The 25,485-nt window shown below is 56.0% G+C and carries 21 protein-coding genes; 14 read left to right on the top strand and 7 right to left on the bottom strand.

From position 1 onward, the window contains the following. Positions 1–173 precede the first annotated feature (173 nt). From dnaN to purF, 4 genes are read left to right on the top strand one after another with little or no spacing between them, the layout of a single operon-like run. On the top strand, positions 174–1,331 hold the full coding sequence (gene dnaN, locus SynMVIR181_RS00005; RefSeq protein WP_186589540.1) for a DNA polymerase III subunit beta: 1,158 nt from the start codon (positions 174–176) through the stop codon (positions 1,329–1,331). Between the two features lie 16 nt (positions 1,332–1,347). After that, the gene (locus SynMVIR181_RS00010; RefSeq protein ID WP_186589541.1) at positions 1,348–2,148 is read left to right on the top strand and encodes an RNA methyltransferase; all 801 of its coding nucleotides are present in this window, start codon (positions 1,348–1,350) and stop codon (positions 2,146–2,148) included. 36 nt (positions 2,149–2,184) lie between these two features. Continuing rightward, positions 2,185–4,518 (top strand): phosphoribosylformylglycinamidine synthase subunit PurL, encoded by a 2,334-nt coding sequence (gene purL / locus SynMVIR181_RS00015; RefSeq protein ID WP_186589542.1) that lies wholly within the window; start codon positions 2,185–2,187, stop codon positions 4,516–4,518. Continuing rightward, a complete protein-coding gene (gene purF, locus SynMVIR181_RS00020) occupies positions 4,518–6,023 on the top strand; it encodes an amidophosphoribosyltransferase (RefSeq protein WP_186589543.1) in 1,506 nt (501 codons plus the stop codon). Before purL ends, purF begins: the two co-directional genes overlap by 1 nt. On the opposite strand, the gene SynMVIR181_RS00025 is transcribed toward purF, so the two are convergent. The 3 genes from SynMVIR181_RS00025 to queG form a co-directional block, all read right to left on the bottom strand. Beyond that, a complete protein-coding gene (locus tag SynMVIR181_RS00025; protein WP_186524219.1) occupies positions 6,024–8,486 on the bottom strand; it encodes a DNA topoisomerase (ATP-hydrolyzing) subunit A in 2,463 nt (820 codons plus the stop codon). Between the two features lie 69 nt (positions 8,487–8,555). Beyond that, positions 8,556–9,455, bottom strand: coding sequence for a tetratricopeptide repeat protein (locus SynMVIR181_RS00030; protein ID WP_186589544.1), 900 nt, complete (start codon positions 9,453–9,455; stop codon positions 8,556–8,558). After that, complete coding sequence (gene queG, locus SynMVIR181_RS00035) at positions 9,455–10,432, bottom strand: tRNA epoxyqueuosine(34) reductase QueG (protein ID WP_186589545.1); 978 nt, start codon at positions 10,430–10,432, stop codon at positions 9,455–9,457. The genes SynMVIR181_RS00030 and queG overlap by 1 nt, the downstream gene beginning before the upstream one ends. Positions 10,433–10,473: 41 nt before the next feature. Here queG and SynMVIR181_RS00040 point away from each other — a divergent pair, with 41 nt between their 5' ends. From SynMVIR181_RS00040 to SynMVIR181_RS00070, 7 genes are all read left to right on the top strand, one after another. Then, positions 10,474–11,136, top strand: coding sequence for an HpsJ family protein (locus tag SynMVIR181_RS00040; RefSeq protein ID WP_186524222.1), 663 nt, complete (start codon positions 10,474–10,476; stop codon positions 11,134–11,136). Positions 11,137–11,190: 54 nt separating this feature from the next. Continuing rightward, positions 11,191–11,940, top strand: a complete 750-nt coding sequence (locus SynMVIR181_RS00045; RefSeq protein ID WP_186589546.1) for a DUF502 domain-containing protein — start codon at positions 11,191–11,193, stop codon at positions 11,938–11,940. A 21-nt stretch (positions 11,941–11,961) separates the two neighbouring features. Next, positions 11,962–12,594 (top strand): transcription antitermination factor NusB, encoded by a 633-nt coding sequence (nusB, locus tag SynMVIR181_RS00050; protein WP_186590400.1) that lies wholly within the window; start codon positions 11,962–11,964, stop codon positions 12,592–12,594. Between the two features lie 4 nt (positions 12,595–12,598). Then, a complete protein-coding gene (ftsY, locus tag SynMVIR181_RS00055) occupies positions 12,599–14,197 on the top strand; it encodes a signal recognition particle-docking protein FtsY (protein ID WP_186589547.1) in 1,599 nt (532 codons plus the stop codon). 67 nt (positions 14,198–14,264) lie between these two features. After that, positions 14,265–15,674, top strand: coding sequence for a PP2C family protein-serine/threonine phosphatase (locus SynMVIR181_RS00060; protein WP_186589548.1), 1,410 nt, complete (start codon positions 14,265–14,267; stop codon positions 15,672–15,674). Positions 15,675–15,705: 31 nt separating this feature from the next. Further along, a complete protein-coding gene (gene argH, locus SynMVIR181_RS00065) occupies positions 15,706–17,124 on the top strand; it encodes an argininosuccinate lyase (protein WP_186589549.1) in 1,419 nt (472 codons plus the stop codon). 126 nt (positions 17,125–17,250) lie between these two features. Next, positions 17,251–17,709 (top strand): RNA-binding protein, encoded by a 459-nt coding sequence (locus SynMVIR181_RS00070; protein WP_186589550.1) that lies wholly within the window; start codon positions 17,251–17,253, stop codon positions 17,707–17,709. A gap of 18 nt (positions 17,710–17,727) precedes the next feature. Here the strand turns inward: SynMVIR181_RS00070 and dusA are convergent, their stop codons facing one another. Continuing rightward, positions 17,728–18,732 carry a tRNA dihydrouridine(20/20a) synthase DusA gene (gene dusA / locus SynMVIR181_RS00075; protein WP_186589551.1) on the bottom strand — a complete coding sequence of 335 codons (1,005 nt, stop codon included), beginning with the start codon at positions 18,730–18,732 and terminating at the stop codon, positions 17,728–17,730. A gap of 66 nt (positions 18,733–18,798) precedes the next feature. Between dusA and msrB the strand changes: the two genes are divergently transcribed. Continuing rightward, on the top strand, positions 18,799–19,311 hold the full coding sequence (gene msrB, locus SynMVIR181_RS00080) for a peptide-methionine (R)-S-oxide reductase MsrB (protein WP_186589552.1): 513 nt from the start codon (positions 18,799–18,801) through the stop codon (positions 19,309–19,311). Continuing rightward, the gene (locus SynMVIR181_RS00085) at positions 19,238–20,554 is read left to right on the top strand and encodes an NAD(P)/FAD-dependent oxidoreductase (RefSeq protein WP_186589553.1); all 1,317 of its coding nucleotides are present in this window, start codon (positions 19,238–19,240) and stop codon (positions 20,552–20,554) included. Before msrB ends, SynMVIR181_RS00085 begins: the two co-directional genes overlap by 74 nt. Here the strand turns inward: SynMVIR181_RS00085 and SynMVIR181_RS00090 are convergent. The 3 genes from SynMVIR181_RS00090 to SynMVIR181_RS00100 are packed head-to-tail and all read right to left on the bottom strand — an operon-like array spanning position 20,529 to position 24,677. Further along, complete coding sequence (locus SynMVIR181_RS00090) at positions 20,529–21,803, bottom strand: type II secretion system F family protein (protein ID WP_186589554.1); 1,275 nt, start codon at positions 21,801–21,803, stop codon at positions 20,529–20,531. The two genes, SynMVIR181_RS00085 and SynMVIR181_RS00090, sit on opposite strands and share 26 nt — an antisense overlap. A 16-nt stretch (positions 21,804–21,819) precedes the next feature. Then, positions 21,820–22,893 carry a type IV pilus twitching motility protein PilT gene (locus SynMVIR181_RS00095; protein WP_186590401.1) on the bottom strand — a complete coding sequence of 358 codons (1,074 nt, stop codon included), beginning with the start codon at positions 22,891–22,893 and terminating at the stop codon, positions 21,820–21,822. Between the two features lie 11 nt (positions 22,894–22,904). Beyond that, positions 22,905–24,677 (bottom strand): GspE/PulE family protein, encoded by a 1,773-nt coding sequence (locus SynMVIR181_RS00100; protein WP_255444333.1) that lies wholly within the window; start codon positions 24,675–24,677, stop codon positions 22,905–22,907. Here SynMVIR181_RS00100 and grpE point away from each other — a divergent pair. Continuing rightward, complete coding sequence (grpE, locus tag SynMVIR181_RS00105; protein WP_186589556.1) at positions 24,676–25,482, top strand: nucleotide exchange factor GrpE; 807 nt, start codon at positions 24,676–24,678, stop codon at positions 25,480–25,482. The genes SynMVIR181_RS00100 and grpE overlap by 2 nt on opposite strands. Positions 25,483–25,485 lie beyond the last annotated feature (3 nt).

Here is a 25,485-nt window from a genome sequence, read left to right on the forward strand (position 1 = left end):
GAGCTTCTTTCCCCCGTTTCCACAGGACCTACTACGGCTGTTTTAGTAGTTCTTTTAAGAGAATAAAAACAGCCCTAAAGCCGGGGAACAAAAAAAAACGTGAAACCATTGCGCTTCTCCCGAGCCTGTGAAATCGTGTGGAGAGATTTGTTTCCGCCGTTGGCTCGGACCTCATGAAATTGGTCTGTTCTCAGGCAGAACTCAACACGGCTCTGCAGTTGGTCAGTCGCGCTGTCGCTTCGCGACCAACCCATCCGGTGTTGGCCAATGTTTTGCTCACCGCTGATGCCGGCACGGATCGGCTCAGCCTCACAGGATTCGATCTGAATCTGGGAATTCAGACGTCACTCCCTGCTTCTGTCGACAGCAGTGGAGCAGTAACTTTGCCCGCCCGCTTGCTTGGCGAAATCGTCTCCAAGTTGTCCAGTGATTCGCCGGTGTCGTTGTCCAGTGATGCGGGCGCTGACCAGGTCGAGCTCACCAGCTCCAGCGGCAGCTATCAAATGCGCGGAATGCCTGCTGATGATTTTCCTGAGCTCCCTCTCGTGGAGAACGGAACAGCCTTGCGCGTGGATCCCGCATCCCTGCTGAAAGCCCTGCGTGCAACGTTGTTTGCCAGTAGTGGTGATGAAGCGAAACAGCTCCTTACAGGAGTCCATCTGCGCTTCAATCAGAAATGTTTGGAGGCCGCATCCACCGATGGGCATCGCTTGGCGATGTTGACGGTTGAGGACGCTTTGCAGACTGAAATCAGTGCTGATGACGCTGAGACTGAGGAATTAGCTGTCACGCTTCCGGCACGCTCCCTGCGTGAGGTGGAGCGATTAATGGCGAGCTGGAAAGGAAATGATCCAGTCAGCCTGTTTTGTGAGCGCGGTCAAGTTGTGGTGCTCGCGGCCGATCAAATGGTGACGAGCCGCACCCTGGAAGGCACCTATCCCAATTACCGCCAGCTGATTCCCGATGGTTTTAGTCGCACGATTGATTTCGATCGGAGGGCTTTTATTTCCGCCTTGGAACGCATCGCTGTCTTGGCTGACCAACACAACAATGTGGTCCGCATCGCGACTGAGCCAGCCACGGGATTGGTTCAGATCAGTGCTGATGCCCAAGACGTGGGGAGTGGCTCTGAGTCTTTACCGGCCGACATCAACGGCGAGGCCATGCAAATTGCCTTCAATGTGCGCTACGTCTTGGATGGCCTCAAAGCCATGGATTGTGATCGCGTCAGGTTGTCTTGCAATGCCCCAACAACGCCGGCGATCCTCACCCCTTCCAATGATGATCCTGGCCTCACCTACCTGGTGATGCCGGTTCAGATCCGTTCCTGAAACCTTTCACGACGCCTTGACTGTTCCGGACCAGCTCCTCTTGAGCGATCTGTTGCACCACCGGGTGCGCTGTGATCAGGGCCTTGATCATGGGCCAGGGGTCATGGCTTGGATGCACCCGCCTGTGCATCGCCTGCTCGGTTGGGTGAGTCGCCCGTCTGCGTTGCGTACGAGCCGAGATGTTTGGCGTCTTGATCAATGTCGTGGATTCGACGATCAACAGGTTTTTGTGAAGGGGGCTCCGGCAGAAGCCGATCAGATCACTTTGGATCGGTTGCCAACTCTTTTGGATGCCGACCTTCTCAATGCCGATGGAGAGAGGGTCGGCATCATCGCCGATTTAGCTTTCCTGCCAGCGAGCGGGCAGATCAGTCATTACCTCGTGGCACGGAGTGATCCTCGGCTGCCTGGAAGCAGTCGCTGGCGCTTATTGCCGGATCGCATCGTTGACCAACAGCCGGGCTTGGTGTCGACGGCGATCCATGAACTCGATGATTTGCCTTTAGCGAGGGCCAGTGTTCGGCAGGATTTTCTTCAGCGCTCAAAGCAGTGGAGGGAACAGCTGCAGCAGTTTGGTGATCGCGCTGGGGAGCGCCTGGAAGGGTGGTTAGAGGAACCGCCTTGGGACGAGCATCCTGCGGCTTCTGACGCTGCATCGTCCTATCCGTCAGCAGCATCTTCTGCGGTGGACCCACTAGATGACTGGGATGATGGCGATTGGCCCGATGAACCCCAGGTAGAGCGTGGCCGCTCCGTTCGAAAGGATCCGATCGATCGAAATGATTGGCCTGATCACGAGGAAGATCCTTGGGTCTGATCGTCGGCAACACTGGGTACAGATAAGTCAGCGGTTGTGACCCAGTCCTCTCATGCGGTTGCGGCATTTGATCTTGGGGCAGCTCTGCGCCAGGAAGGGCTCACCGAAACGGATTACAGCGAAATTCAGCGTCGTCTCGGACGGGATCCCAACCGCGCTGAGTTGGGCATGTTTGGTGTGATGTGGTCGGAGCATTGCTGCTACCGCAATTCCAGACCCTTGTTAAGTGGTTTTCCAACGGAAGGCCCACGCATTCTCGTGGGTCCTGGAGAGAACGCTGGCGTGGTGGACCTGGGTGAAGGTCACCGCTTGGCGTTCAAAATTGAAAGTCATAACCACCCTTCAGCTGTTGAGCCTTTTCAGGGCGCTGCCACTGGGGTGGGTGGAATTTTGCGCGACATTTTCACGATGGGCGCCAGGCCGATTGCGTTGCTGAATGCCCTGCGTTTTGGACCGTTGGAAGAACCAGCAACCCGTGGTTTGGTGGAAGGGGTTGTGGCTGGTATCGCCCATTACGGCAATTGCGTTGGTGTGCCCACCGTGGGTGGAGAGGTGGCATTCGATCCGTCGTATCAGGGCAATCCCCTGGTGAACGCCATGGCCTTGGGCCTGATGGAAACGGATGACATCGTCCGTTCTGGAGCCGCTGGTGTGGGCAATCCGGTGGTGTACGTGGGAAGCACCACGGGCCGGGATGGTATGGGAGGCGCCAGTTTTGCGAGCGCTGAGCTCAGTGCGGATTCACTGGATGACCGGCCTGCCGTGCAGGTTGGAGATCCGTTTCTCGAGAAGGGCTTGATTGAGGCTTGCTTGGAAGCCTTTCAGAGCGGTGATGTCGTTGCCGCTCAGGATATGGGTGCAGCGGGTCTCACCTGTAGTTGTTCGGAGATGGCAGCGAAGGGAGATGTGGGCGTTGAGTTGGACCTCGATCGGGTGCCCGCAAGGGAACACGGCATGACCGCCTACGAATTCCTGCTTTCGGAATCCCAAGAGCGCATGTTGTTTGTTGTGCGTTCTGGTCGGGAGGAGCAGTTGATGCAGCGTTTCCGGCGTTGGGGACTTCAAGCGGCCGTTGTCGGTCGCGTTTTGGAGGAGCCAGTGGTGAGGGTGTTGCAACACGGTGCGGTGGCAGCAGAAGTACCGGCCCGTGCCTTGGCAGAAGACACCCCGATCAACCAGCACGAGCTTCTCTCTGAGCCACCAGAGGATATCCAGACGCATTGGACCTGGCGTGAATCAGATCTTCCTCGTCCAGCCTCCGATCGCGATTGGAATGCGGATCTGTTGCGTTTGCTTGATGACCCCACGATTGCCAGCAAGCGCTGGATCTATCGCCAATACGACCAGCAGGTGTTGGCCAATACGGTGATTCGAGCCGGTGGCGCCGATGCTGCAGTGATTCGTCTTCGTCCGCAACAGGGTGATGCGTCGCTGCAACCAACTCAGCGTGGCGTTGCGGCCACCGTGGATTGTCCCAATCGCTGGGTGGCGCTTGACCCAGAGCGGGGAGCGATCGCAGCGGTGGCAGAGGCAGCCCGCAATCTCAGCTGTGTTGGAGCCCAGCCGATCGCTGTGACCGACAACCTGAACTTCCCGTCTCCAGAAACCCCCAAGGGGTATTGGCAATTGGCGATGGCATGCCGCGGCCTATCCCATGCCTGTCGCGTCTTGGGCACCCCTGTGACCGGTGGCAACGTCTCTTTGTACAACGAAACCAGGGCAGATGATGGAAGCCTTCAGCCCATTCATCCCACGCCTGTCGTGGGCATGGTGGGACTGGTGGAAGATCTTGATCGCTGCGGAGGTTTGGCTTGGCGACAACCTGGTGATCTTGTGGTGTTGCTTGGGGTCTCCACCGACGAGGAGGGGAATGAAGGCCTTGGCTTGGCAGGCAGCAGCTATCAGGGAGTTGTTCATGGGTTGCTGACTGGCCGGCCTCCGAATGTGGATCTGGAGTTGGAGGGTCAAGTTCAAGCCTTGGTCCGTCAGGCGTTTTCGCAGGGTGTGTTGGCTTCAGCTCATGACAGCAGTGATGGTGGTTTGGCCATAGCGCTTGCGGAAAGTGCCCTGGCCTCTGGCCTTGGTGTTGATCTCAACCTGCCGCATGGGTCTGCTCGCCTGGATCGTGTTTTGTTTGCTGAGGGTGGTGCACGCATCGTTGTTTCGGTTCGTTCAGAACAGCGCAGTGCTTGGCAAGCCTTAGTGGCCTCGCAAGAGCATCAACGTGTTCCTGTGACAGAGCTTGGAACTGTTGCCGACCATGGTTGTTTCCGTTTAGCAGTGGGAAAATTGCCAGTGATTGATCTTTCTGTTGAGACGCTGCGAGAGCAATACGAACAAGCAGTTCCCCGTCGCCTCGGAGCGGTTTGATGCAGAATCTTGAGACCCATCCGAAGTCGAGGCGACCGGTGCATCAGCTCGAGCTAGAGCGTCCCGATCGCATGGAAGAAGCCTGCGGTGTGTTTGCTGTTCAGGCCCTAGAGCAGCCGGTGGCCAACCTCGTTTATTTCGGTCTATACGCCCTGCAGCATCGCGGCCAGGAATCTGCTGGCATTGCTGTTTTCAACAACGGAAAGGTCAGGCTCCACAAGGACATGGGCTTGGTCAGCCAGGTGTTTGATCAGGATGTGCTCGAGCGCATGCCTGGTGCTCTAGCCGTTGGCCATAACCGTTATTCCACCACCGGGAGTAGCAAGGTTTGCAATGCCCAGCCCGTGGTCCTGATGACCCGTCTCGGTCCCTTCGCGCTGGCGCATAACGGCAATCTTGTGAATGCAGCAGAGCTGCGAGCTCAGGTGGATGACGGTGAGGTGGAGTTCACCTCCACCACGGATTCGGAGTTGATCGCTTACGCGGTTCAGCAAGCTGTGGATGGGGGCTTGGATTGGACAGAGGGGATTAAGGCGGCCGAATCCCAGTGCCAAGGAGCTTTCAGCTTGGTGATTGGAACGTCAGATGCCCTGTACGGCTTGCGTGATGGCTATGGGATTCGGCCGCTGGTGTATGGCTACCTCGGTGATCAAGACCGTGGGCATTGGGTTCTCAGTAGCGAAACCTGTGGGCTCGACATCATTGGTTCGCCGTTCGTCGCGGATGTGGAACCTGGCGAATTAGTGGTGTTTCGTTGCGGGGACCCCACACCAGAACGTCATCGCTGGATTGAACCCACCACACGGATGTGCGTGTTTGAAATGATCTATTTCGCTCGCCCCGACAGTCGTTTCTTTGGTGAATCGCTCTACAGCTATCGACAGCGCATCGGCCAGATCTTGGCCCGTGAATCGGCAGTTGAGGCGGATCTCGTGATCGGTGTCCCTGATTCCGGAATTCCAGCTGCGATCGGTTATTCCCAAAGCAGTGGCATTCCCTATGCCGATGGACTGATTAAAAATCGCTATGTCGGCCGAACCTTCATCCAGCCGACCCAAGCGATGCGTGAAGCCGGGATTCGCGTGAAGCTCAACCCACTTCCAGATGTTTTAAATGGCAAACGGGTTGTGGTAATTGATGATTCGATTGTTCGTGGAACGACCAGTAAAAAATTGGTTCAGGCCCTCCGTGATGCAGGCGCCATTGAAGTGCACATGCGCATTAGTTCCCCACCGGTGACCCATCCCTGTTTTTACGGCATCGACACCGATACGCAGGATCAGCTGATCGCTGCTCGACTCACGCTTAAAGAGATCGAGGAGCACCTCAAGGTGGATTCCTTGGCCTATCTCAGCAAAGAAGGAATGGTGGAAGCGGCGCACGCGCAGTCGGAACATTTCTGTACCGCTTGCTTCGATGGGAACTATCCGGTTCCGATGGATGCTTCGATCAAAGCGAGCAAATTAATGCTTGAACCAGCAGGGGTGGCAGCAACGAATCTCTGATCAGCTGATTAAGGGCACCAATCGCAGGATTGATTCGTTGTCTTTGAGCGTGAGCTGATTCTCCTCGTTTACTTTCAGTCGTCCGTGGCGACCGTTTGATGTCACCACACCAATCAGGGAATCAGCGAGGCAAGCCGCCGCAATCCGTTCCGTTCCACTGCTGGATTCTGAATTCAGTTCCCAGCCGATTTCACCGAGATCGCCCCGTTTGCAATGCCGGATCGTCGTGAGTTCCAACCAGTGCAGACGACCTGTTTGGCTCGCGAGCAAGATGCTTGTAGGACGTTCAGCGTGCCCTGCGATTGCGGTGACCAGTTGTTCGCCAGGGAGTAGACGCATGGTGATCGGTCCTTGGGCCAGCTTGCCCATCAACGGCAGATTGGTTTCTCCTGCTTGCAGACGAAGAACCCTGCCGATATCGCTGATGAGGACCACATCAGCGCCGTCTTGACAGATCAAGGCCGCTTTTAGGCTCACGCCTTCCTTCAGTTTTAAAACGGTGGCAGCTCGCCCCGACAATTCCTGAATGTCCTTGAGAGGGAGCCGTTTGAAGCGGCCATCACTGGTCAGCAGGCCCAGGGATTTCGTTTCATTGGCGTTGACATCCTCCGGATTGGGCAAAGGCAAGAGGGACACCACCTCATCGCCTTCAAGGGCTGTGGGTAGGAATCTCTCCAGGGTTCCTTGTTGCTGCCCTGCAAATTCCCAGCGCACAAGTGCGACACGACCGCTCATGGTTACGGCCAACAGCCGCGGCGGCGGCTGGATTGGCAGGCTAATCAGGGCTGGAGATGGTTCATCTCCCATCGGAACTGGATCGTTGAGATGCAGGCGTCCCAGCAGCTGAGGACTCACGATTTTCACTTGACCATCGTCTTGAATCAGCAGTCTTGAATCGCTAGGGAGGGCATCTAGGGCCTGGCGCCTCTGTAATTCGGCATTGGGCCTTTGGCTGGCGGCCCGCTCGGCAAGCAGGTGGTCACCACCTTCCACCAGTCGGGTGCGTCTCGGCGTTGCAAAGCGTTTTTTCAGTTGGCGCAGTTCTTCGATCAGGGCATCAAGCAATTGGTCGCGGTTTTCCAGCAGCAGGGTGAGTCGCTGTCTTTCCTTGCGAAGATCATCTGCCTCCTTACGCAGGCTTTCCTGTTCCAAGCCTGTGAGCCTGCGCAATGGCATGGCCAATACGGCATCAGCTTGCCGTTCGCTCAGATCGAAATGCACCATCAAGCTCGCCCGTGCCTTGGCGGCATCTCTGGCTTCTTGGATCATGGCGATCACCTGTTGTAGTGATGCCAGGGCGGTGGTCAGGCCCTCTACCACTTCAAGACGATCTTCTGTTTTGCGCAGCGCATGGTTGGTACGCCGAATGATCGTGAGCTCTCTGTAATCCAGGAAGGTTTGGAGGAGCTGCCGCAGCGTTAGTTGCTGGGGTCTGCCATCGACCAGGGCCAGCAGGATTGCGCCGAAGTTGCTTTGCAGTGACGTGCGCCGTTGCAAGTCGGTCAGCACCGTTTCTGGATCGGCATCACGCCGGAGCTCCACCACCACGCGCATCCCCTCACGGTCACTTTCATCACGGATATCGGCAATGCCACCAATTTTTCCGTCGTTGACGTACTCAGCCAGTTTTTCAATCCAGCCGGCCTTACTCAGCTGGTAGGGGAGCTCGGTCACGATCACAGCGTTTCGCCGATGCTTTCCTTTGCCGGGATGCACCTCCTCAACATGGGCCACGCCACGCATGGGAATGCTGCCTCGGCCTCGTAAATACGTTTCGCGGACGCCGCTTCCCAGAAGCACTTCTCCGCCGGTGGGGAAATCGGGTCCAGGGATCAGTTTTAAGACGTCCTCTTCGCTTAGATCGGGGTTTTGAACCAGTGCAATCAGACCATCCACCACCTCGCCGAGGTTGTGGGGAGGGATGCTCGTGGCCATGCCAACAGCGATGCCCGAGCAGCCATTGAGCAGTAAAAACGGAAGCTGGGCGGGAAGAACCGTGGGTTCCTGTTGGGACCCATCAAAGTTGGAGGCAAAATCGACGGTGTCGTCGCCGATTTCATCGAGTAAGCCCTCGTGGGAGATCCGCGCTAGTCGCGTCTCGGTGTAACGCATGGCCGCCGGCGGATCGTCATCCACCGAGCCAAAGTTGCCGTGACCATCGAGTAAAGGGTGACGGCTGGAAAAGGTTTGAACCAAACGCACTAGGGCGTCATAAACCGCTTGATCACCATGAGGGTGGTACTTACCAAGCACGTCCCCTACAACGCGGGCACATTTCCGATAGGGGCGGTCTGGGGTCAGCCCCAGTTCATGCATCGCAAAAAGAATTCGGCGTTGGACGGGTTTCAGTCCATCACGCACATCAGGGAGCGCTCGGCCCACGATCACGCTCATCGCGTATTCGAGATATGAGCGCTGCATCTCGTGATGCAGGGCGATCGATTGAACGCGCTCCTCGGCCATCCTGCAGGGAAATAAGAGGGCAGTCGGGTGTCAGCCTACAGATCTTCTACTGCTTGACCAGAGTTTTGGTTAATTAGCGCTTTTTGGATCTGCATTCGCTTCAGCACGTTCGACGGCGTTTTGAAGGCTCGGATTCTTGAAAAGCTCAGCTGTCGCTCGGCGTAATTTCAAGCCCCAAAGTTGTTTTTTTTGGTGGCCAGGCAGCACGTAATTTGGAGATTCAGCAAGAGCTTTTTGAGCGAGCTTCAACGATTCCTGATCACCAGGATTCACTTTGTTCAATGCGGAAGCAAGGGCCAGCATCGGCTCTGGGTTGGCATTGATCGCTAAGACGGAACGCCAGCGGCGAATGGCTTCCTTGGTGTTTCCCATTTCAAACAACACCAGGCTTTGGTTGTTTAAGGCTTCCCAAAAACTGGGCTTAATCGCTGTTGCGCGTTCAAAAGCTTTGAGGGCCCGCTTTTGATCGGATTGCATCACCCTGGCGTTGCCAAGATCGAAGTAGGCCGTTGCGTTTTTTGGATCCAGACTGAGTCCGCGATCCAACAGGGGGATGGCGTCGTCCGGTCGGTTGTCACGCAACGCTAAAGATGCTTCTGCGAACCAAAGCCCTGCATTATTTGGGTTGAGTGATTTCGCTCTGGCCAGGGATCCGGCTGCGTCATCGATTTGTTCGCTACGGAGTTGGGCCTCAGCCAACACAGACCAGAGCCGTTCATCGTTGGGTTGTAAGCGCACGGCTAGAGCGGCTAAGCGGGCGGCTTCTTTGGGTTGTCCAAGCCTTAGCAATTGCGCTGCAGTGCGACCGATGCCGATCCCAGCCCCCTCTAACTCTTGGCTGCTGGGCGTGAAGACATAGGGGATGAGGGCTTTGGCTGGTTCAGCGCTGCACAGACCGATCGCGCTCATCAGAGCGGCTAACGCCCAAGCTTTATTGAAAAATTGGCTTGAACGCCGATGGGATCCCATCACCGAATCTCAGATGAAAACAGGGTAGGTGGATCTACTGACTTTGCTGAAGCGGCATTGCGTCGCCACATCCAAGGTTTGATGCGTCTGAGTGCGGATCCGCGCAACTTCTGATCCCAGGTTGCCGGATCCCATTGTTCAACCTGCGCAGCGCTTAGATCTAAGACCCAGGGACGGGGCTGGACCTCTGGATCTTGACTCGATGGAAGCTCCTTTTGATTGAACGGACAGACGTCCTGGCAAATATCACAGCCAGCGACCCATGGACCCATCCCAGTCTTAATCAGTTCTGGAAGCTGCTCCTCTCGGTTTTCAATCGTGTGATACGCGATGCATCGCCGTGAATCAACGACGAACGGTTCCCGTATGGCGTCGGTGGGGCATGCGTCCATGCACGCTCTGCAGCGGCCGCAGCGAGCTTGCGCTGGCTGATCCGCCACTAAATCTTCTGTGCTGAGCAGGTGGCCGATCACCATCCACGACCCTCGCTGCCGATGAATCACGTTGCTGTGTTTGCCAATCCATCCCAGACCTGCCTCTTCCGCCCATGCCTTATCCAGTAGGGGTTCGGCATCCACGCAAACCCGCCAGCGCGATTCGGGCCTTTGTGTTTCAAGCCAGCGGCCAACGCGGCGCAGCCTTTGGTTGACGACGCGGTGATAGTCACGCCCCCACGCATAGCGAGCAATCGCAAGGCTGTTGGGTTGGCGCGAGTCGGAGACGTAGTAATTCAGCCCAACGGCAAGCAGGCTGCGCGCTCCATCGAGAAGTGTTCTTGCGTCAAGTCTTCGTGGAGCAGCCATCCAGCCCATCTCCGCTTGAAAACCAGCGTCAAGCCAGCGCTGTAAAGCTGCTGTTCGCATCTGCAACCTTGAACTTCCCGGCAGACAGGCGATTCCTACAGGATCGAATCCTTCCTGGCGGGCACGTTCCTTGAGATCTGCACTGAGTTCTGGTTGTCCAGCGGAGGACGTCACGGAAACGGGTCGTAAAATTAAATACCTTTAAACATCCTTACGTGTCCGCATCCCCATCGGGTTCTCAATCCTTACGACTGTCGTTTGTTCTGAGGTGGTTGGGCATCACCCTGGTTGCGCTGCTGGCCTTGCAGATGGCTGTGCTGCTGAGTGCAGCCGATTGGGCGGATGGTGTTTTTAAGCAACTGTTGATCGAGCGCTTGGTCAATCAAGCCCCCATGGGGCTGATCGGGCTTTTGCTCATGCTTCTTGGCTCGCGTCTTGACCAACCGGAGACCGCAAGACCTCCAATTCGTTGGCTGGTTTGCGTGATTTCTGCGTTGTTGGCGATTTTGATGATCGTGGTTGTTCCTGTCTCGATCTCAGGCAATCAGAACCTCTCAGGTGAATCCGATCAAACGCTTGAGCAGCAAAAGGGTCAGTTGGAGATGGCTCGCCAGCAATCGGCGAATCCCGAGAACGTAAAAATGCTTGGTAACCAGCTCACCCAGGCAGGGCAGTTGCCTGCTGATGCCAGTGAGGACGACAAGGTCAAAGCTGCTCAGGCTTTCATTGATAAGCAGCTGGCGCAGATGGAACAGCAGATCAAGCAGGGTGAACGTCAGCGCAACCTTGCTGTGAATCAGCGTCGTTTCGGCGGAACCTTGAGTGCGGTGATTCTTGCCGTTGCTTTCGTGCTCTTGGCTCTGGCGGCCGTGATCTAACGATCTGCTGGTTAGGTTGGTGAGATCACGTCAGCCTTAGGCCACAGGCGCTCCTTGGTGCAGTCCAATCCAAGACCTGACCTGCCGCTTAGCGCCAGGCTTCAGCAAGATCTGAAAAACGATTTAATCGCTGGGTTGTTGGTGGTCATTCCGCTGGCAACCACTTTTTGGTTGGCAACGACGGTCAGTCGTTTTGTGCTGGCTTTTCTGACGTCAATTCCCAAGCAGTTCAATCCGTTCATCACCCTTAATCCTCTCCTCCAGGATTTGATCAACCTTGCGCTGGGATTAACGGTTCCGCTGTTTGCGATTTTGCTGATCGGCTTGATGGCGAGGAACATCGTCGGGCGCTGGTTGCTGGAGTTCGGCGAAGAAACCCTCCAACGCATTCCTCTTGCTGGTTCGGTTTACAAAACCCTGAAACAGCTTCTCGCCACCTTTTTGAGAGACAATTCTCAGCGTTTTAGGCGGGTAGTTTTAGTGGAATATCCCCGTGAGGGTCTTTACAGCGTGGGCTTTGTGACCGGTGTGGTGGGTCCTTCCCTCCAAGCTGAGCTCACTGAGCCCCTTCTCAGTGTGTTTATTCCCACAGCACCAAACCCAACAACGGGCTGGTACACCTTGGTGCCTGAAACATCTGTCAAAGATCTGGACATTTCAGTAGAGGATGCATTCCGAACGATCATTTCCGCTGGCATTGTGAATCCTGATGAGCGTGAAGCTCCTGTGAATCGAAGTTTTTCCAGCCTGATCTCTCAGCTGAGGGGTTCTGGGTCACCCTCGTCGTCCACCACTGGAGCCTGAACTCGACTCGGCCCTATGTCCATGCAGTCCCGATCCCTGTCCCGTGAACTAGCGCTGCTGGTGCTCGGTCAATGCCCTGAACGGGTGGATGATCCCCCTGATCTTTCCCTGGATACCTTGCTTCAAAAAGCACTCGATAGCTTGATGCAGCACTGGACAGAAGTCCTGGACTGTTGTGCTGGAGATCTGGAAAAAGCTCAGCAACATTTGCTTGAGAGTGAACTGAAGGATGGTCCTTCCTCAGATCAAGCTTCGGTTCGTGAGTCGTTGCAGTCGTCTCTCACTGGGGCCGAACAAGTTCTGAATGGTCTGTCAGCCAGTCTTGAGTTGCCTCGCCTACTGGCCTTATCCAATCAAGATCAGGTGCGTCGCGAGGCCATGCAGCGCGTGACGTTTGTTTTGAAGAAGCGCAAAGCGATTGATCAGTTGCTCGACGGTGTGATGGAAGGCTGGCGCCTCACCCGACTACCACGCATCGATCGCGATATTTTGCGTTTGGCTGTGATTGATCTGTCCGAACTTCATACTCCTGCTGCAGTGGCTTGCAACGAAGCGGTTGAGTTAGCGCATCGTTTCAGTGACGAGCAGGGACGAAAGATGATTAATGGTGTGCTGCGTCGTCTGCAGAACGCCCCCTCACTGGTGTTGTCCTGAACTCATGGTCTACGACTGGTTTAATCGCGGATCCGTTCCTCCTGAAACCCCAGCTGACCCTCCAGTGGACTCAGAGGTGCAACCCGATCAGTCTTCTGCGCCTCAACCTTCTGCAACGCAACCAGCAGACGTGCAAGCGTCTGAACCCAAAGCGTCTGAGCCGGAAGATGATTCTCTTGAGTGGGCACGTCAGGCCTATGCACGTTTAAAAGCCCAAAAAGCAGAGGCCGCTAAGACAGTTCAGGCTGATTCGACGCCCGAACAAAATGCTGTTTTGCCTCCAGTCATGGAGGCGGCAGCAGCCACTGTTTCTGAAGTTGTTACCCCTTCTGTTGTTGCCCCACCAGACGCAGCTCCTGCCCTTGAAGCTCCCTCGGTTGAGCCAGCCGTTGTTCCCGCTCCTGCACCAACAGCACCTGTTTCGCCTCCTGCGCCTTCCGTCCCGGCCCTGTCTTTTCTTGAACAGGCTGCTGCCCAGCGGGATCAGCGTCAGCAGGAGCTAGAGCAACCTGCTGAGCCAGACCCTGTTCCGGTTGTTCCAGTCGCAGCCCAAGCGGCGCCGACGATTGATCAGGATGAACCCAGCCTTGGAGACTTTGACGATGCATTCACCTGGTCGGCTGAAGTCTTAGCGGCCCAAGGGCGTAGCGCCGAGCAGGTCACTCTTGAGGAGATCGATTGGTTAGGGCGCCTGCGCCAAGGCCTGGAGAAAACGCGCCAAGGCTTTGTTACTGGTCTGCTGGAGAACCTGGGCGACGACCCATTGACTCCAGAGGTGCTGGACGACCTCGAATCGCTTTTATTGCGGGCGGATGCGGGCGTTCAAGCCACGGATCAGGTGCTCGATGCCTTGCGGCAGCGGATGAACGAACAGGTTGTTGATCCGAGTGAAGGCATTCGCTTTCTGAAGGAACAGCTTCGCGATCTTCTCGATGAGCCGATCAAGGCCAGTGCTGTTGACGTCCTCGCTCCTCAAAGGGATCGCCTGAATGTTTGGCTTTTGGTTGGAGTGAACGGCGTCGGTAAAACCACCACCCTTGGCAAGCTCGCCAATCTTGCTGTTCGCAGTGGGTATTCCGCCTTAATCGCTGCGGCGGATACCTTCCGTGCTGCAGCTGTTCAGCAAGTTCAAGTGTGGGGGGATCGCAGTGATGTGCCAGTTGTGGCCAATCCCTCAGCGAATGCGGATCCCGCAGCGGTGGTGTTTGATGCGATCGGCGCCGCTCGTTCCAAGGGCACTGATTTGGTTCTGGTGGACACGGCCGGTCGTCTGCAGACCAAGCACAACTTGATGGAGGAGCTTGAAAAGATCCGTCGTGTGGTGGATCGTCTCGCTCCCGAAGCGCACGTGGAATCGCTGTTGGTGCTGGATGCCAGCCAGGGCCAGAACGGTTTGAAGCAGGCGATGGCTTTTGCCCGTGCTGCTGGGCTCACAGGTGTGGTGATCACCAAGCTCGATGGCACTGCGAGAGGAGGCGTGGCTCTGGCTGTTGCCTCAGAAGCAAAGTTGCCGATTCGTTTTATTGGAGCTGGTGAGGGAATTCGCGATCTTCGTCCTTTCAATAGTTTTGAGTTTGTAGAGGCCCTCTTGGCATCGCGTTGATGCGTTTCGCATTACGGCCTGATCAAGCTGAACTTGCTACGTTGCGCCTTCTGCTGGGTGCTAGGCCGTGAGCAGCACACCTTCATGGCGACATCCGGCAACTCCGCAACGTGGAATCAACCAATCGTTGACGGCTACAGCCTCGCTACGGCAGCTATTGGAGAGCATGTCGCGGGAGCAGCGTTCCAATCAGGAGCTGCTTGTGTCGCTTGGGTTTGCGTTGCGCAGCTTCAGCAATCTCAACCGCTTTTTGGAGTTGGTGCCGGTGGTGGCTGCCCGGCTTGTGGGGGTGCAAGGTTCACTACTCGTTCCGTTTCAGGCCGACGGACGCCTGTGGCGTGACCAGCTGCAGATGCTTCCTGGTCCCCGCACGGAGGGCTTGTTGCGGGCGCTTGCCGCGCATGAGCCTGGGAACATCATCGGGTTTGGATCCGACGAAAGCCTTGTGCGAGCCATGGATCGCCTGGTTCAGCGGCAGCTGGGGAGTGCTGGTCTTTTTGCAACGTCGTTGATCGCTCGTGGTCGGCCGAGGGGACGCCTTTACGTGTTCAATCCGTCGAGCCCTCTCGCTTGGAGTGATGTTTATCGCCGACATGTGCAGTTGGTGGCTGACCTCACCGGGGTTGCGATCGAAAATGATTTGATGCTTCAGGAGGCCCGTCGCCACGAACGGGTTGATCGTCAGCTCAGCATTGGAGCCGACATTCAGGCTCAGCTGTTGCCTGATCACTGCCCTGTGATCGAAGGCGTGGATCTTGCGGCGCGTTGCCGGCCTGCCTTTCAAGTTGGCGGTGATTACTACGACTTCATTCCTACCCGTCCAGAACTGATCGGGCGCCGTCGGGAGCGCGGCCGTTGGGCCTTCGTCATGGGGGATGTGATGGGTAAGGGGGTGCCAGCGGGATTATTGATGACCATGCTCCGCGGCATGCTGCGAGCCGAGGTTTTGAGTGGTCTACCGCCCGATCGCATTCTTTATGACCTCAACCAATTAGCGCTGGAGGACCTGTCTCAGTCCCATCGGTTCGTCACGCTGTTTTATTCCGATTTCGATCCACGCACGAGGCGCCTGCGTTATGCCAATGCCGCCCATAACCCACCGTTGATTTGGCGTGCCCAATCACGGAAATTGATGCGCTTGGATGCCCCCGGGCTGCTGATTGGTCTTCAGCCTGAGGCGGAATATGGCTGTGAATCGCTTGTGCTTGAGCCAGGTGACGTTCTTCTTTATTACACGGATGGAGTCACTGAAGCCCCTGGGATCACCGGTGATCGTTTTGATGAGGCGCGCTTGATGCGCTCACTCGAACAAGCCTGTCGGTCTGGAACTGGTTCCCAAGGGATTCTTGATCAGTTGTTCAGTCGTCTCGATCGTTTTGTGGGACCCACCCGTCAGTTAGATGACGATGCCTCGATGGTGGTGCTCAAGGTCAAAGAGGAGATCATGTTGCCGTCTGTCCCCCGGTCTTTGGCCTGACAAGCTGAGGACAAGCGCAGAGGAGAGTGACATGGCAGGCGGGGTGACGGGAGGAGGCTCCGCAACCTGGAGTGACCGGTTTGAGCAGGGATTGCATCCGGCGATTGAGCGTTTTAATGCGTCGATTGGCTTTGATATCACGCTTCTTCAAGAGGATCTGGATGGGTCGATCGCCCATGCCCGCATGCTCGCTGAGTGCGGTGTGATCCAGGAGGAGGAGGCAGATCAACTTGTCAGTGGTCTTGAACAAGTCCGCCAGGAAGCTGCATCTGGACAATTTCAGCCAGGGCTAGCTGATGAAGATGTGCATTTCGCTGTTGAGCGACGTCTGATTGCTTTGCTTGGTCCAGTTGGCAAAAAATTGCACACCGGCCGGAGTCGTAACGACCAGGTGGGGACTGATTTGCGGCTTTGGCTTAGGCGGCGTTTGGACGAGCTTGAACAGTCTTTGCTCGGTTTTCAGCGCGCCTTGCTTGACCAAGCGAACCTTCACAGCAACACCTTGATTCCCGGTTACACGCATCTGCAGCGTGCCCAGCCTCTCTGCCTCGCTCACCATCTTCTTGCCTATGTCGAGATGGTGGAGCGGGATCGGCAGCGGATGGCGGACTTGCGCAAACGCCTGAATCTCTCTCCTCTGGGTGCTGCAGCTTTGGCCGGCACCCCGGTACCGATTGATCGCAGGAGCACCGCGTTGGCCCTCGGCTTCGATGGCATCTATGCCAACAGCCTGGACGCGGTCAGTGATCGTGATTTCACAGTGGAATTTTCGGCCGCGGCCTCACTGGTGATGGTGCATCTCAGTCGTCTTGCTGAGGAGGTGATTTTTTGGGCATCAGAGGAATGTGGCTTTGTACGACTCACCGATCGCTGTGCGACGGGCAGCAGCCTGATGCCGCAGAAAAAGAATCCCGATGTTCCTGAATTGGTGCGTGGCAAATGCGGAAGGGTGTTCGGCCATTTGCAAGGCCTGCTGACGATGATTAAGGGCCTACCACTGGCCTACAACAAAGATTTCCAGGAGGACAAGGAGGCGTTGTTTGATGTGGTGGCCACCACATCGCAATGCCTTGAGGCGATGACGATTTTGCTGCAGGAAGGCTTGAGTTTCAGGACCGAACGGCTGGAGGCGGCTGTTGCTGCGGACTATTCCAATGCCACTGATGTGGCCGACTATCTCGTCGCTAAGCAGGTCCCTTTCCGGGAGGCCTACCAGTTGGTGGGTGCCGTGGTGAAACATTGCCTTCAGGAAGGCGTGCTTCTTCGCGAACTCACTCTGGAGCGTTGGCAGCAGTTCCATCCTGCGATCGAGGCTGATTTGTTTGAGGCCTTAACACCCCGCAATGTGGTGGCAGCTCGAACCAGCGAAGGGGGAACAGGTTTCGTTCGTGTCCATGAACAGCTGGCCATTTGGAACAAACGATTGGGGCTTGCGGATCAGGTTGTTTAGAGGGTGATCATTCGGCTGAGATCGGACTACGCTGAGGGAGCCAGAGATTCAATGATCTTCAATAGGTCCATGAATTGTTGGCCCTTTGATTCCATTGACCCCTCTTAACTTCGGTCCATCAGATAAGTGAGCATTTTTGTCGGCAATCTTCCGTTCCGCGCTGAGCAGGAAGACATCATTGAATTGTTCTCCACCTATGGAGAGGTCACGAATTGTGCCCTCCCTCTAGAGCGAGATACCGGACGTAAGCGCGGCTTTGCCTTTGTCGAAATGAGCGACGAAGCAGCTGAAGCATCTGCCATTGAGGCGCTTCAAGGTGCTGAGCTGATGGGTCGTCCCCTGCGCATCAACAAAGCTGAGCCCCGTGGCAGTGCCCCTCGTCGCGATTTCGGCGGCGGTGGTGGCGGTGGCAACTACGGCGGTGGTGGCGGTGGCGATCGCCCTTCTGGTGCCAGTGGCTGGGAGGATCGCAGCTATGGCAGTGGTGCTCCTCCAGCTGGCGGGAGTGCCTACGACGATGGACGCACCCGTCGTCGCCGTGGTGGAGCCGACGACAACAGCGGATATGGCGGAGCCGAGGGCTGATCGCCTTATCGGAGCTGTTTAGAGCCCTGCATCAAGCAGTTGCTGGGCTGCTTCCTCAATCATTTCAACCCCAGCACCAGCTTTTTGAGCTTTGATGCTCAGATTGTTGCGCCAATAACGTGCCCCGGGCACGGCTTCCACAACGTGGACGAGATGCCGGCATAGATCCCAAAGTCTTCCTCCTCGCTGAAGATGGCGTTCGGCATGGGGGATTAGTCCAAGCACGACATCTGAAGCCAGTACTTGGCGTGGCGTTGCGCCGTAGATCAGGTTGTCGATGTCGCGCCAGCGCATTGGGTGGGCATAGGCGGCGCGTCCGACCATGGCCCCATCGCAATGTTTTAGGGCGTTGAGGCAATCCTCAGGGGTATCAAGACCACCATTCAATTCAATCGTGAGATCCGGCCTGGATTCTTTTAAGGCAATCACTCGATCGTGCTGAAGAGCAGGAATCGTGCGGTTTTGTTTGGGATCTAATCCTTCAAGCCATGCCTTACGGGCATGCACGGAAAAACGCAAGGCACCGGCTTCTGCCACTTGATCAACAAACTGTCTGAGAAGGTCATCACTGTCGAGATCATCAATACCCACGCGATGTTTCACGGTGACGGGAAGCGATGATGCCGCCACCATGGCCTCCACACAACGCGCCACGGTTTGCGGCTCTGCCATCAAACAAGCCCCAAAATTCCCGGCTTGCACCCTTGGACTCGGGCAGCCCACATTGAGGTTGATCTCGTCGTACCCCCAATCGGCTGCCATCCGCGTGGCATCGGCCAGTAACGCAGGATCGTCGCCCCCCACCTGCAGAGCTAGGGGATGTTCCTCGACGTCAAAGTCCAGTAGCCGTTCACGCCGCTTGCTGTGGTGGAGAGCTTGCGCCACCACCATTTCGCTGTAGAGCAGGCTTTGTTTGCTGATTTGGCGCATCAGCATGCGGAAATGCCGATCCGTGCAATCCAGCATGGGCGCCACACTGAAGCGCCAGGCGGGTTCCCGATCGGGGTTGAGTGGGGAATCCATTCCTCCATGCTGCCTCGTTTCCCGCCTTTGTCGCTTTAGAACTGGGAACGTTTAAGGACACTGCAGATGACGACTTCGATGCAGCCTTGGTTGTTGAGCAGGCGTTCGATGCTTCTGGCTTCGATCGCCGGGATGGTCGGTGTATTCAGAGCGCCGGCTCAGGTGCTGGCTGCTTCCAAGGCTGGCGAAGCGGTTTGGGATCTCAGCGATGGCGAATGGAAAAAGCGTCTCTCGCCTGAGGCCTACCAAGTGTTGCGTCAGGAAGGCACAGAACGACCTTTCACCAGCCCGTTCAACAACGAAAAACGAGAGGGCACCTACCACTGCGCCGGTTGCGACCTGCCGTTGTTTGCTTCCACCGCCAAGTTTGATAGCGGTACCGGTTGGCCCAGTTTTTGGGAGCCGCTTCCGGGCGGTGTGGATACAAAAGTAGATTTCAAACTAATTCTTCCTCGCACTGAATATCACTGCAGCCGCTGCGGTGGGCATCAGGGCCATGTTTTTAATGACGGTCCCCGACCGACGGGTAAGCGCTACTGCAACAACGGAGTCGCCCTGCGTTTCCAACCCACGGCATGACCTAATCGTGATCGGTGGTGGGCCTGCCGGCTTTATGGCCGCGATCACCGCCGCCGAACGAGGAGTTCGTGATGTTCTGATCTTGGAGGCCACCCCTGAAGTGCTCACAAAAGTGCGCATCAGCGGTGGCGGTCGTTGCAATGTCACCCATGCTTGCTGGGATCCCAAGGAGCTTGTGGGTCACTACCCCCGGGGTAGCAGGCCATTGCGGGGTCCCTTTAGCCAGTTTGCGTGCGGAGATTCGATTGCTTGGTTCGATGAGCACGGACTCACGCTTGTGGAAGAGTCCGATGGGCGGATGTTTCCCCAGCAGAATCGCTCCGAGGCGGTGGTGGAGTGTCTGAGGCGAGCTGCCTTAGCTGCAGGGGTGAAGATTCAGTGCGGCTCCGCTGTGCGTCAACTCAGCTGCTCGGAGGGTGAGGGATTTCAAATCTCCGATCAACGGTCTGTCTTTCATCAGGCCAAGCGGGTGTTACTGGCCAGTGGTGGCCATCCCAGTGGCCGGCGTCTTGCCAAGGATTTGGGTCACACGATTGTGCCGCCGGTGCCGTCGTTGTTCAGCTTGAAATTGCAAGCGCCTGCTTTGACGGCATGCAGCGGTATTGCCCTGGATGACGTGGGCTTGGATTTAAGCGTTGCTGATCAGCGTTTTCGTCAGACGGGCCGGGTGCTGATCACCCATCGGGGTGTGAGCGGGCCTGCCGTCTTGAGGCTCACCGCGTTTGCAGCAAGGGCCCTCCATGCCAGTCGTTACCAGGGTGAGTTGCGGGTGGATTGGAGTGGAGGTTTGGGTCGCGAGCGTGTTCAGAACAAGCTGCAGCAGGCGCGCCTTGAGCAGGCGCGTCGCACGGTGGTGGCTGCCAAGCCGTTTGAGCATCTGCCGCGGCGGCTTTGGCTTGCCTTTTTGACGCAGGCGGGAGTGGATGCAGAGCGGCGATGGGCGGATCTTCCAGCGAAGGCGGAACGCAATTTGGTGGAGACCGTCTGCGCTCAGCGCTTATCGATCCAGGGCCGCGGCCCGTTCGGGGAAGAATTTGTCACGGCTGGTGGCGTTGATCTGGGCGAGGTGAACTTAGCGACGATGGAAAGTCGCTGCTGTGCTGGGTTGTACTTAGCGGGTGAATTACTGGATGTGGATGGGGTCACTGGAGGCTTTAATTTCCAGGCCTGTTGGAGCGGCGGCTGGCTTGCAGGTGAGGCGATAGCTACGTCTTGTTTTACTGAATCTGATCAAACACCGTAAACATCGGCAGGTACATCGCCAGCAGGATCGAACCCACAATTCCTCCCACAACCACAATCATTGCGGGCTCCAACATCGAGGTGAGTGCCTTCACGGATGCTGAAACCTCGTCCTCATAAAAGTCGGCCACTTTGCTGAGCATTCGATCCATTTCACCGGTTTCCTCACCAATCGAGAGCATGCTCAGTGCCATGTCAGGTAAGACTTTTTGGCGCGTTAATGCTGTGCTCAGCAACACGCCTTCTTGCACCATGGTGCGTGAGTCGAGGATGGCGTCAGAGATGATGGAGTTGCCAGCAGTTTCACTTGAGATCTCCATCGACATCAGGATTGGAACGCCAGCACGCGTGAGTGAGCTGAAAATTCTGCAAAACTGAGCGGTGGCTGTTTTCATGATGAGATCACCAAACAACGGTAGCTTGAGGATCAACTTGTCGATCACTCTGCGGCCTGTGTGAGTGTTGTAATAACGGCCAATCATCCAGGCGCCAACCATGAGAATGCCGGCGAAAACAAGGGAAGCGGAAGAGCGCAGTAAGGCGCTTAAATCCACCATTAATTGGGTAAATAATGGCAATTCGGCTCCTAGATCTTCAAAGATCCCCGCAAAAGTAGGAATCAAGAAGATCGTCATTCCTAAAAACACCAAAATGGCGATCACCAGCACGGCCACCGGGTAACCCAAGGCACCTTTGATTTGGTTTTGGAGCCTGGCGTTGTCTTCCAACAGTTTGGCGAGGCGTTTGAGGGATTCATCGAGAACACCGCCGGCTTCGCCTGCCTCCACCATGGCGATGGTGAGCTGGTCAAAGACCTTGGGCCATTGGCGCATCGCTGCTGCCATCGCCGTGCCCTGATTCACCTCGAGTCCCACGCTGGTGAGAGCTTTTTTAAACATCGGCAGCTTTTGCTGCGTGGCCATGAGATCGAGGCTGCGCACGATCGGCACCCCTGCATCCACGAGCGCAGCCAGCTTGCTGGCCCAAATCGCTTTCTCTTTCACCCCGGGTGGCTTTTGGAACGCCTCTCCCAGATCCATCGATAGGAATCCAGCTGACGCGCTGCCCCCTGCGTTTTTGGATTCGGCCTTGGCTTTGTTGTTTCCTTTTCCTTTGTCTTGGCGCAGCTCTTCCGCTTTGATGCCTCGCCTGCGCAGCAGACGACGGGCCGCAACAGCATCGTTTGCTTTGACCGTGACCGTGCGCGGTTGGCCTGTGGCTGAGGTGTAAGTAGCGGTGAAAGAAACCATGCGCTGATCGACCGATTTAGTGGTTCATCAGGCGATCCAGTTCAGCGGGTTTGCTGGCTTTGCTGAGTCCTTCATCAAGACTGATTTCGCCTTGATCAATCAGATCTGCAAGAGCTCTTTCGAGGGTTTGCATGCCGCGCTCGCCGCCGGTTTGAATTTGGGAATACAGCTGAGCTGTTTTGCCTTCTCGGATCAAATTGGCGATGGCTGGGGTGTTGATCATGATTTCTTGAGCCATCACACGGCCGAACTGCCCGGGGGCAGGGTTTTGGCGTTTGCAGAGCGTTTGAGAGAACACCGCCGTCAGGCTTCCTGAGAGTTGCACGCGGATTTGAGTTTGCTGGCCCGGTGGAAACACATCCACCATCCGATCAACGGTCTGAGCTGCAGAACTGGTGTGCAAAGTTTCAAACACCAAATGCCCAGTTTCCGCAGCGCTGATTGCCAGTTGAATCGTTTCGAGATCACGCATTTCACCCACCAAAATCACGTCTGGGTCCTCTCGCAAAGCAGCGCGCAGCGCATTGGCAAAACTGCGCGTGTCCTCGTTGAGTTGGCGTTGATGCACCAAGCTCTTATCACTGGTGTAAACGAATTCGATCGGGTCTTCGATGGTGAGGATGTGCTCAGCCCGTGTGTGGTTGATGTGATCGAGAAGTGCTGCGAGCGTGGTGGTTTTGCCTGAACCCGTCGGGCCCGTGACCAGAACAAGACCACGGGGGCGTTTGCTGGTTTCCACGACGACCGGAGGCAGATTCAGCAGCTCAACGCTGGGGATTTTGCTCCCAAGAGCACGCAAGCAGGCGGCATAGCTGCCCTTCTGGCGGTATACATTCACGCGAAAACGGGCGACCCCTTTCAAGCCATAGGCACAATCCAGCTCCCACGTTTGTTCGAGTGTTTTGCGTTGGCTGTTGTTGAGCATTGAAAAGATCAGGCGGTTGCAGCCTTCTTCACTGAGCGGTTCCTCTTGCATCGGCCGCAGTTCACCACTGAATCGTCCATAAGGCGGCTGTCCGCTCGCGATGTGGAGGTCGCTTCCGCCTCCATTCACCAGCTGTTCCATCAGGTCTTCGATCATTCGTTCCATGCTCGGAGCTCTCACTGACGAGGTGTCAGGCAATACGGGCATTCCAGCCAACCTTCATGCAGTCCGCCACCACATCCACGGCAAGTGACTGTGTTGAGAGCCCTAGCACGTTGTTCCGATTCCAGGCCCGCATCTGTTAAGACCATCCGGTCTACCTCTTCCAGGGTGGTGTGACCCTCTCTCACGAGATCAAGGCTGTAGCCAAGCAAGGTTTTCATTCCTGCTTCCAGTGCCAACTGGCGGACAAGATCAGTGGTGGCGCCTTTGGCGACAGATGCGGCCAGGGCTTCATTCATGCGCAGCACTTCATACACACCGATACGGCCCTTGTAACCGGTGCCCTGACAGTTGGGGCATGGCGTTGTTGGTCCTTCATGCTGTTTGGCTTTGAAAAAGGTCACATCGCCTTCATGGCTCGTCATCAGCCCAAAGCGACCTAATTCTTGGGAATCTGGGTGGTAAGGGATGCGGCAATCGCTGCACACGCGCCTGAGCAAGCGTTGAGAAACGATGCCGAGCAAGGATGCGCTCACCATGAACGGTTCCACGCCCATTTCGTCGAGTCGGGCGATGGCGCTCGGTGCATCGTTGCAGTGCAGGGTGGTCAAGACCAGGTGCCCTGTCAGTGCTGCTTCGATAGCAGTTTTCGCTGTTTCCTGATCACGGGTCTCACCCACTAACAGAACATCTGGGTCCTGGCGCATGAAGGCGCGAAGGGCCGTGCTGAAGTCAAATCCTTTCTCTCGATTCACCTGACATTGAGTAATACCAGGCAACGTGTATTCAATTGGATCTTCTACGGTAGAGATATTGATTCCGGGTTCGTTGCGCTCCGCTAACAGTGAATAAAGTGTTGTCGATTTACCAGATCCTGTTGGACCGGTCACAAGAATCATGCCGAATGGTTTTGAGCCAAGGGTTCGTACAAGCTCGAGTGTGTTGGGATTAGAGATGAGCTTATCCAGTCCTAATTGAGTGGATTGACTGTCGAGTAATCGCAGGCAAATCTTTTCGCCATAGCGGCTGGGAAGACTGTTGACGCGAAAGTCAACAGTTCGTCCTTTGTATTGTCTACGGATACGCCCATCCTGTGCTTGCCTGCGTTCAGCGATGTCAAGATCAGCCATAATCTTGAAGCGAGAGGTAATGGCTGGTATTAATTTAGTGGGGAGTGGTTGCGTTAAATTTGTGAGCACACCATCCTTTCTAAGTCTAATTTGTAATCCTGCTTGTTGTGGCTCTACATGAATATCACTGGCATTCATGTCTAATGCTTTAACTAAGATTCGATCTACCAATGTGACAATCGGTGATCCACCAGCAATGGATGGATTGATGTCTAGCGAGGAGGCTGAATTGCTCTGAATTTCAGCTTCGTCTGGATCAGCATTAAAGATTCCTTCAGTATCAAATCCATCGAGAAGCGATTTTGCTGTTTCGATAATTGATGTTTGGCTAATCGTTGAATCTGAGTTGAATTCTTGTGGATCAAGAATTCGTTTTAGATGCGCTGCATTGGCCAGCACAAGCTTGGAGGCGTAGCCATGGCTTCTTAGAACCTGCTTGAGTTGTTCTCGACTGTCTTTGTCGCTGCTGCTTGCGATGGCCACGATGAGGCCGTCGTCGGTGAGATGGATGGGGAGCGCTTGAAGTTGCTTCCAGGTCTCAAGGTCCAAAACCTGCCCGGATTGAAGGATTGCTTCTCCAGCGGCGAGCTCTGCCTCTGAAATCAGCTTTTCCGGCAGTGCAGGCGGTAGCGGCATTCGGGTGGAGTCGGCGCTCATGCTGATTCGGCTTTCCGCGCTTGTGGTGGGTCCATGTGACCCTTCAACATGTCTAGACGTGATTTTGCATCTGGTCAGCATGAGCGGCGACGCTTCCATCCCGGCTAACAATTCGGCATCGGATGTTCCCGAAGCCCAGCAGGACTCCACACCCTCTGTGGAGGAAACACCTGAAGCCGCTTCTCCCGACCCTGCTTCAGAGGGGGTTTCCTCTGCACAGAACAATGAAGCGCGGCTTGAGCAATTAGAGCGCGAGCACAGCACCCTCCGCCAAGAACACGAAACCTTGAGTGGTCAGTACGTGCGCATCGCGGCCGACTTTGACAATTTCCGCAAACGTCAGAGCCGGGATCAGGACGACCTGAAGCTGCAGATCACCTGCAGCACCCTGACTGAAATCCTCCCTGTTGTTGATAACTTCGATCGCGCTCGTCAACAGCTTGATCCTCAGGGAGAAGAAGCCCAAGCGCTTCACCGCAGTTACCAGGGTCTTTACAAGCAACTTGTCGATGTGTTGAAGCAACTCGGTGTGGCCCCGATGCGGGTTGTTGGACAAGAGTTCGACCCCAACCTCCATGAAGCTGTGTTGCGCGAACCCAGTGATGAGCATCCAGAAGATGTGGTGGTTGAAGAGTTGCAGCGTGGCTATCACCTCAGCGGCAAGGTCTTGCGTCACGCCTTAGTCAAGGTGTCGATGGGACCTGGACCGCAACAGTCAGATGCCGCGGCTGATGCGATTGAGGGTGGTGAAAGTGCAGCAAGCGAAGGTGATGATGGCTCCCCGACGCCTGAGGCGAGCGAATGATTC

The sequence above is a fragment of the Synechococcus sp. MVIR-18-1 genome (assembly GCF_014279835.1).
GTDB lineage: Bacteria > Cyanobacteriota > Cyanobacteriia > PCC-6307 > Cyanobiaceae > Synechococcus_C.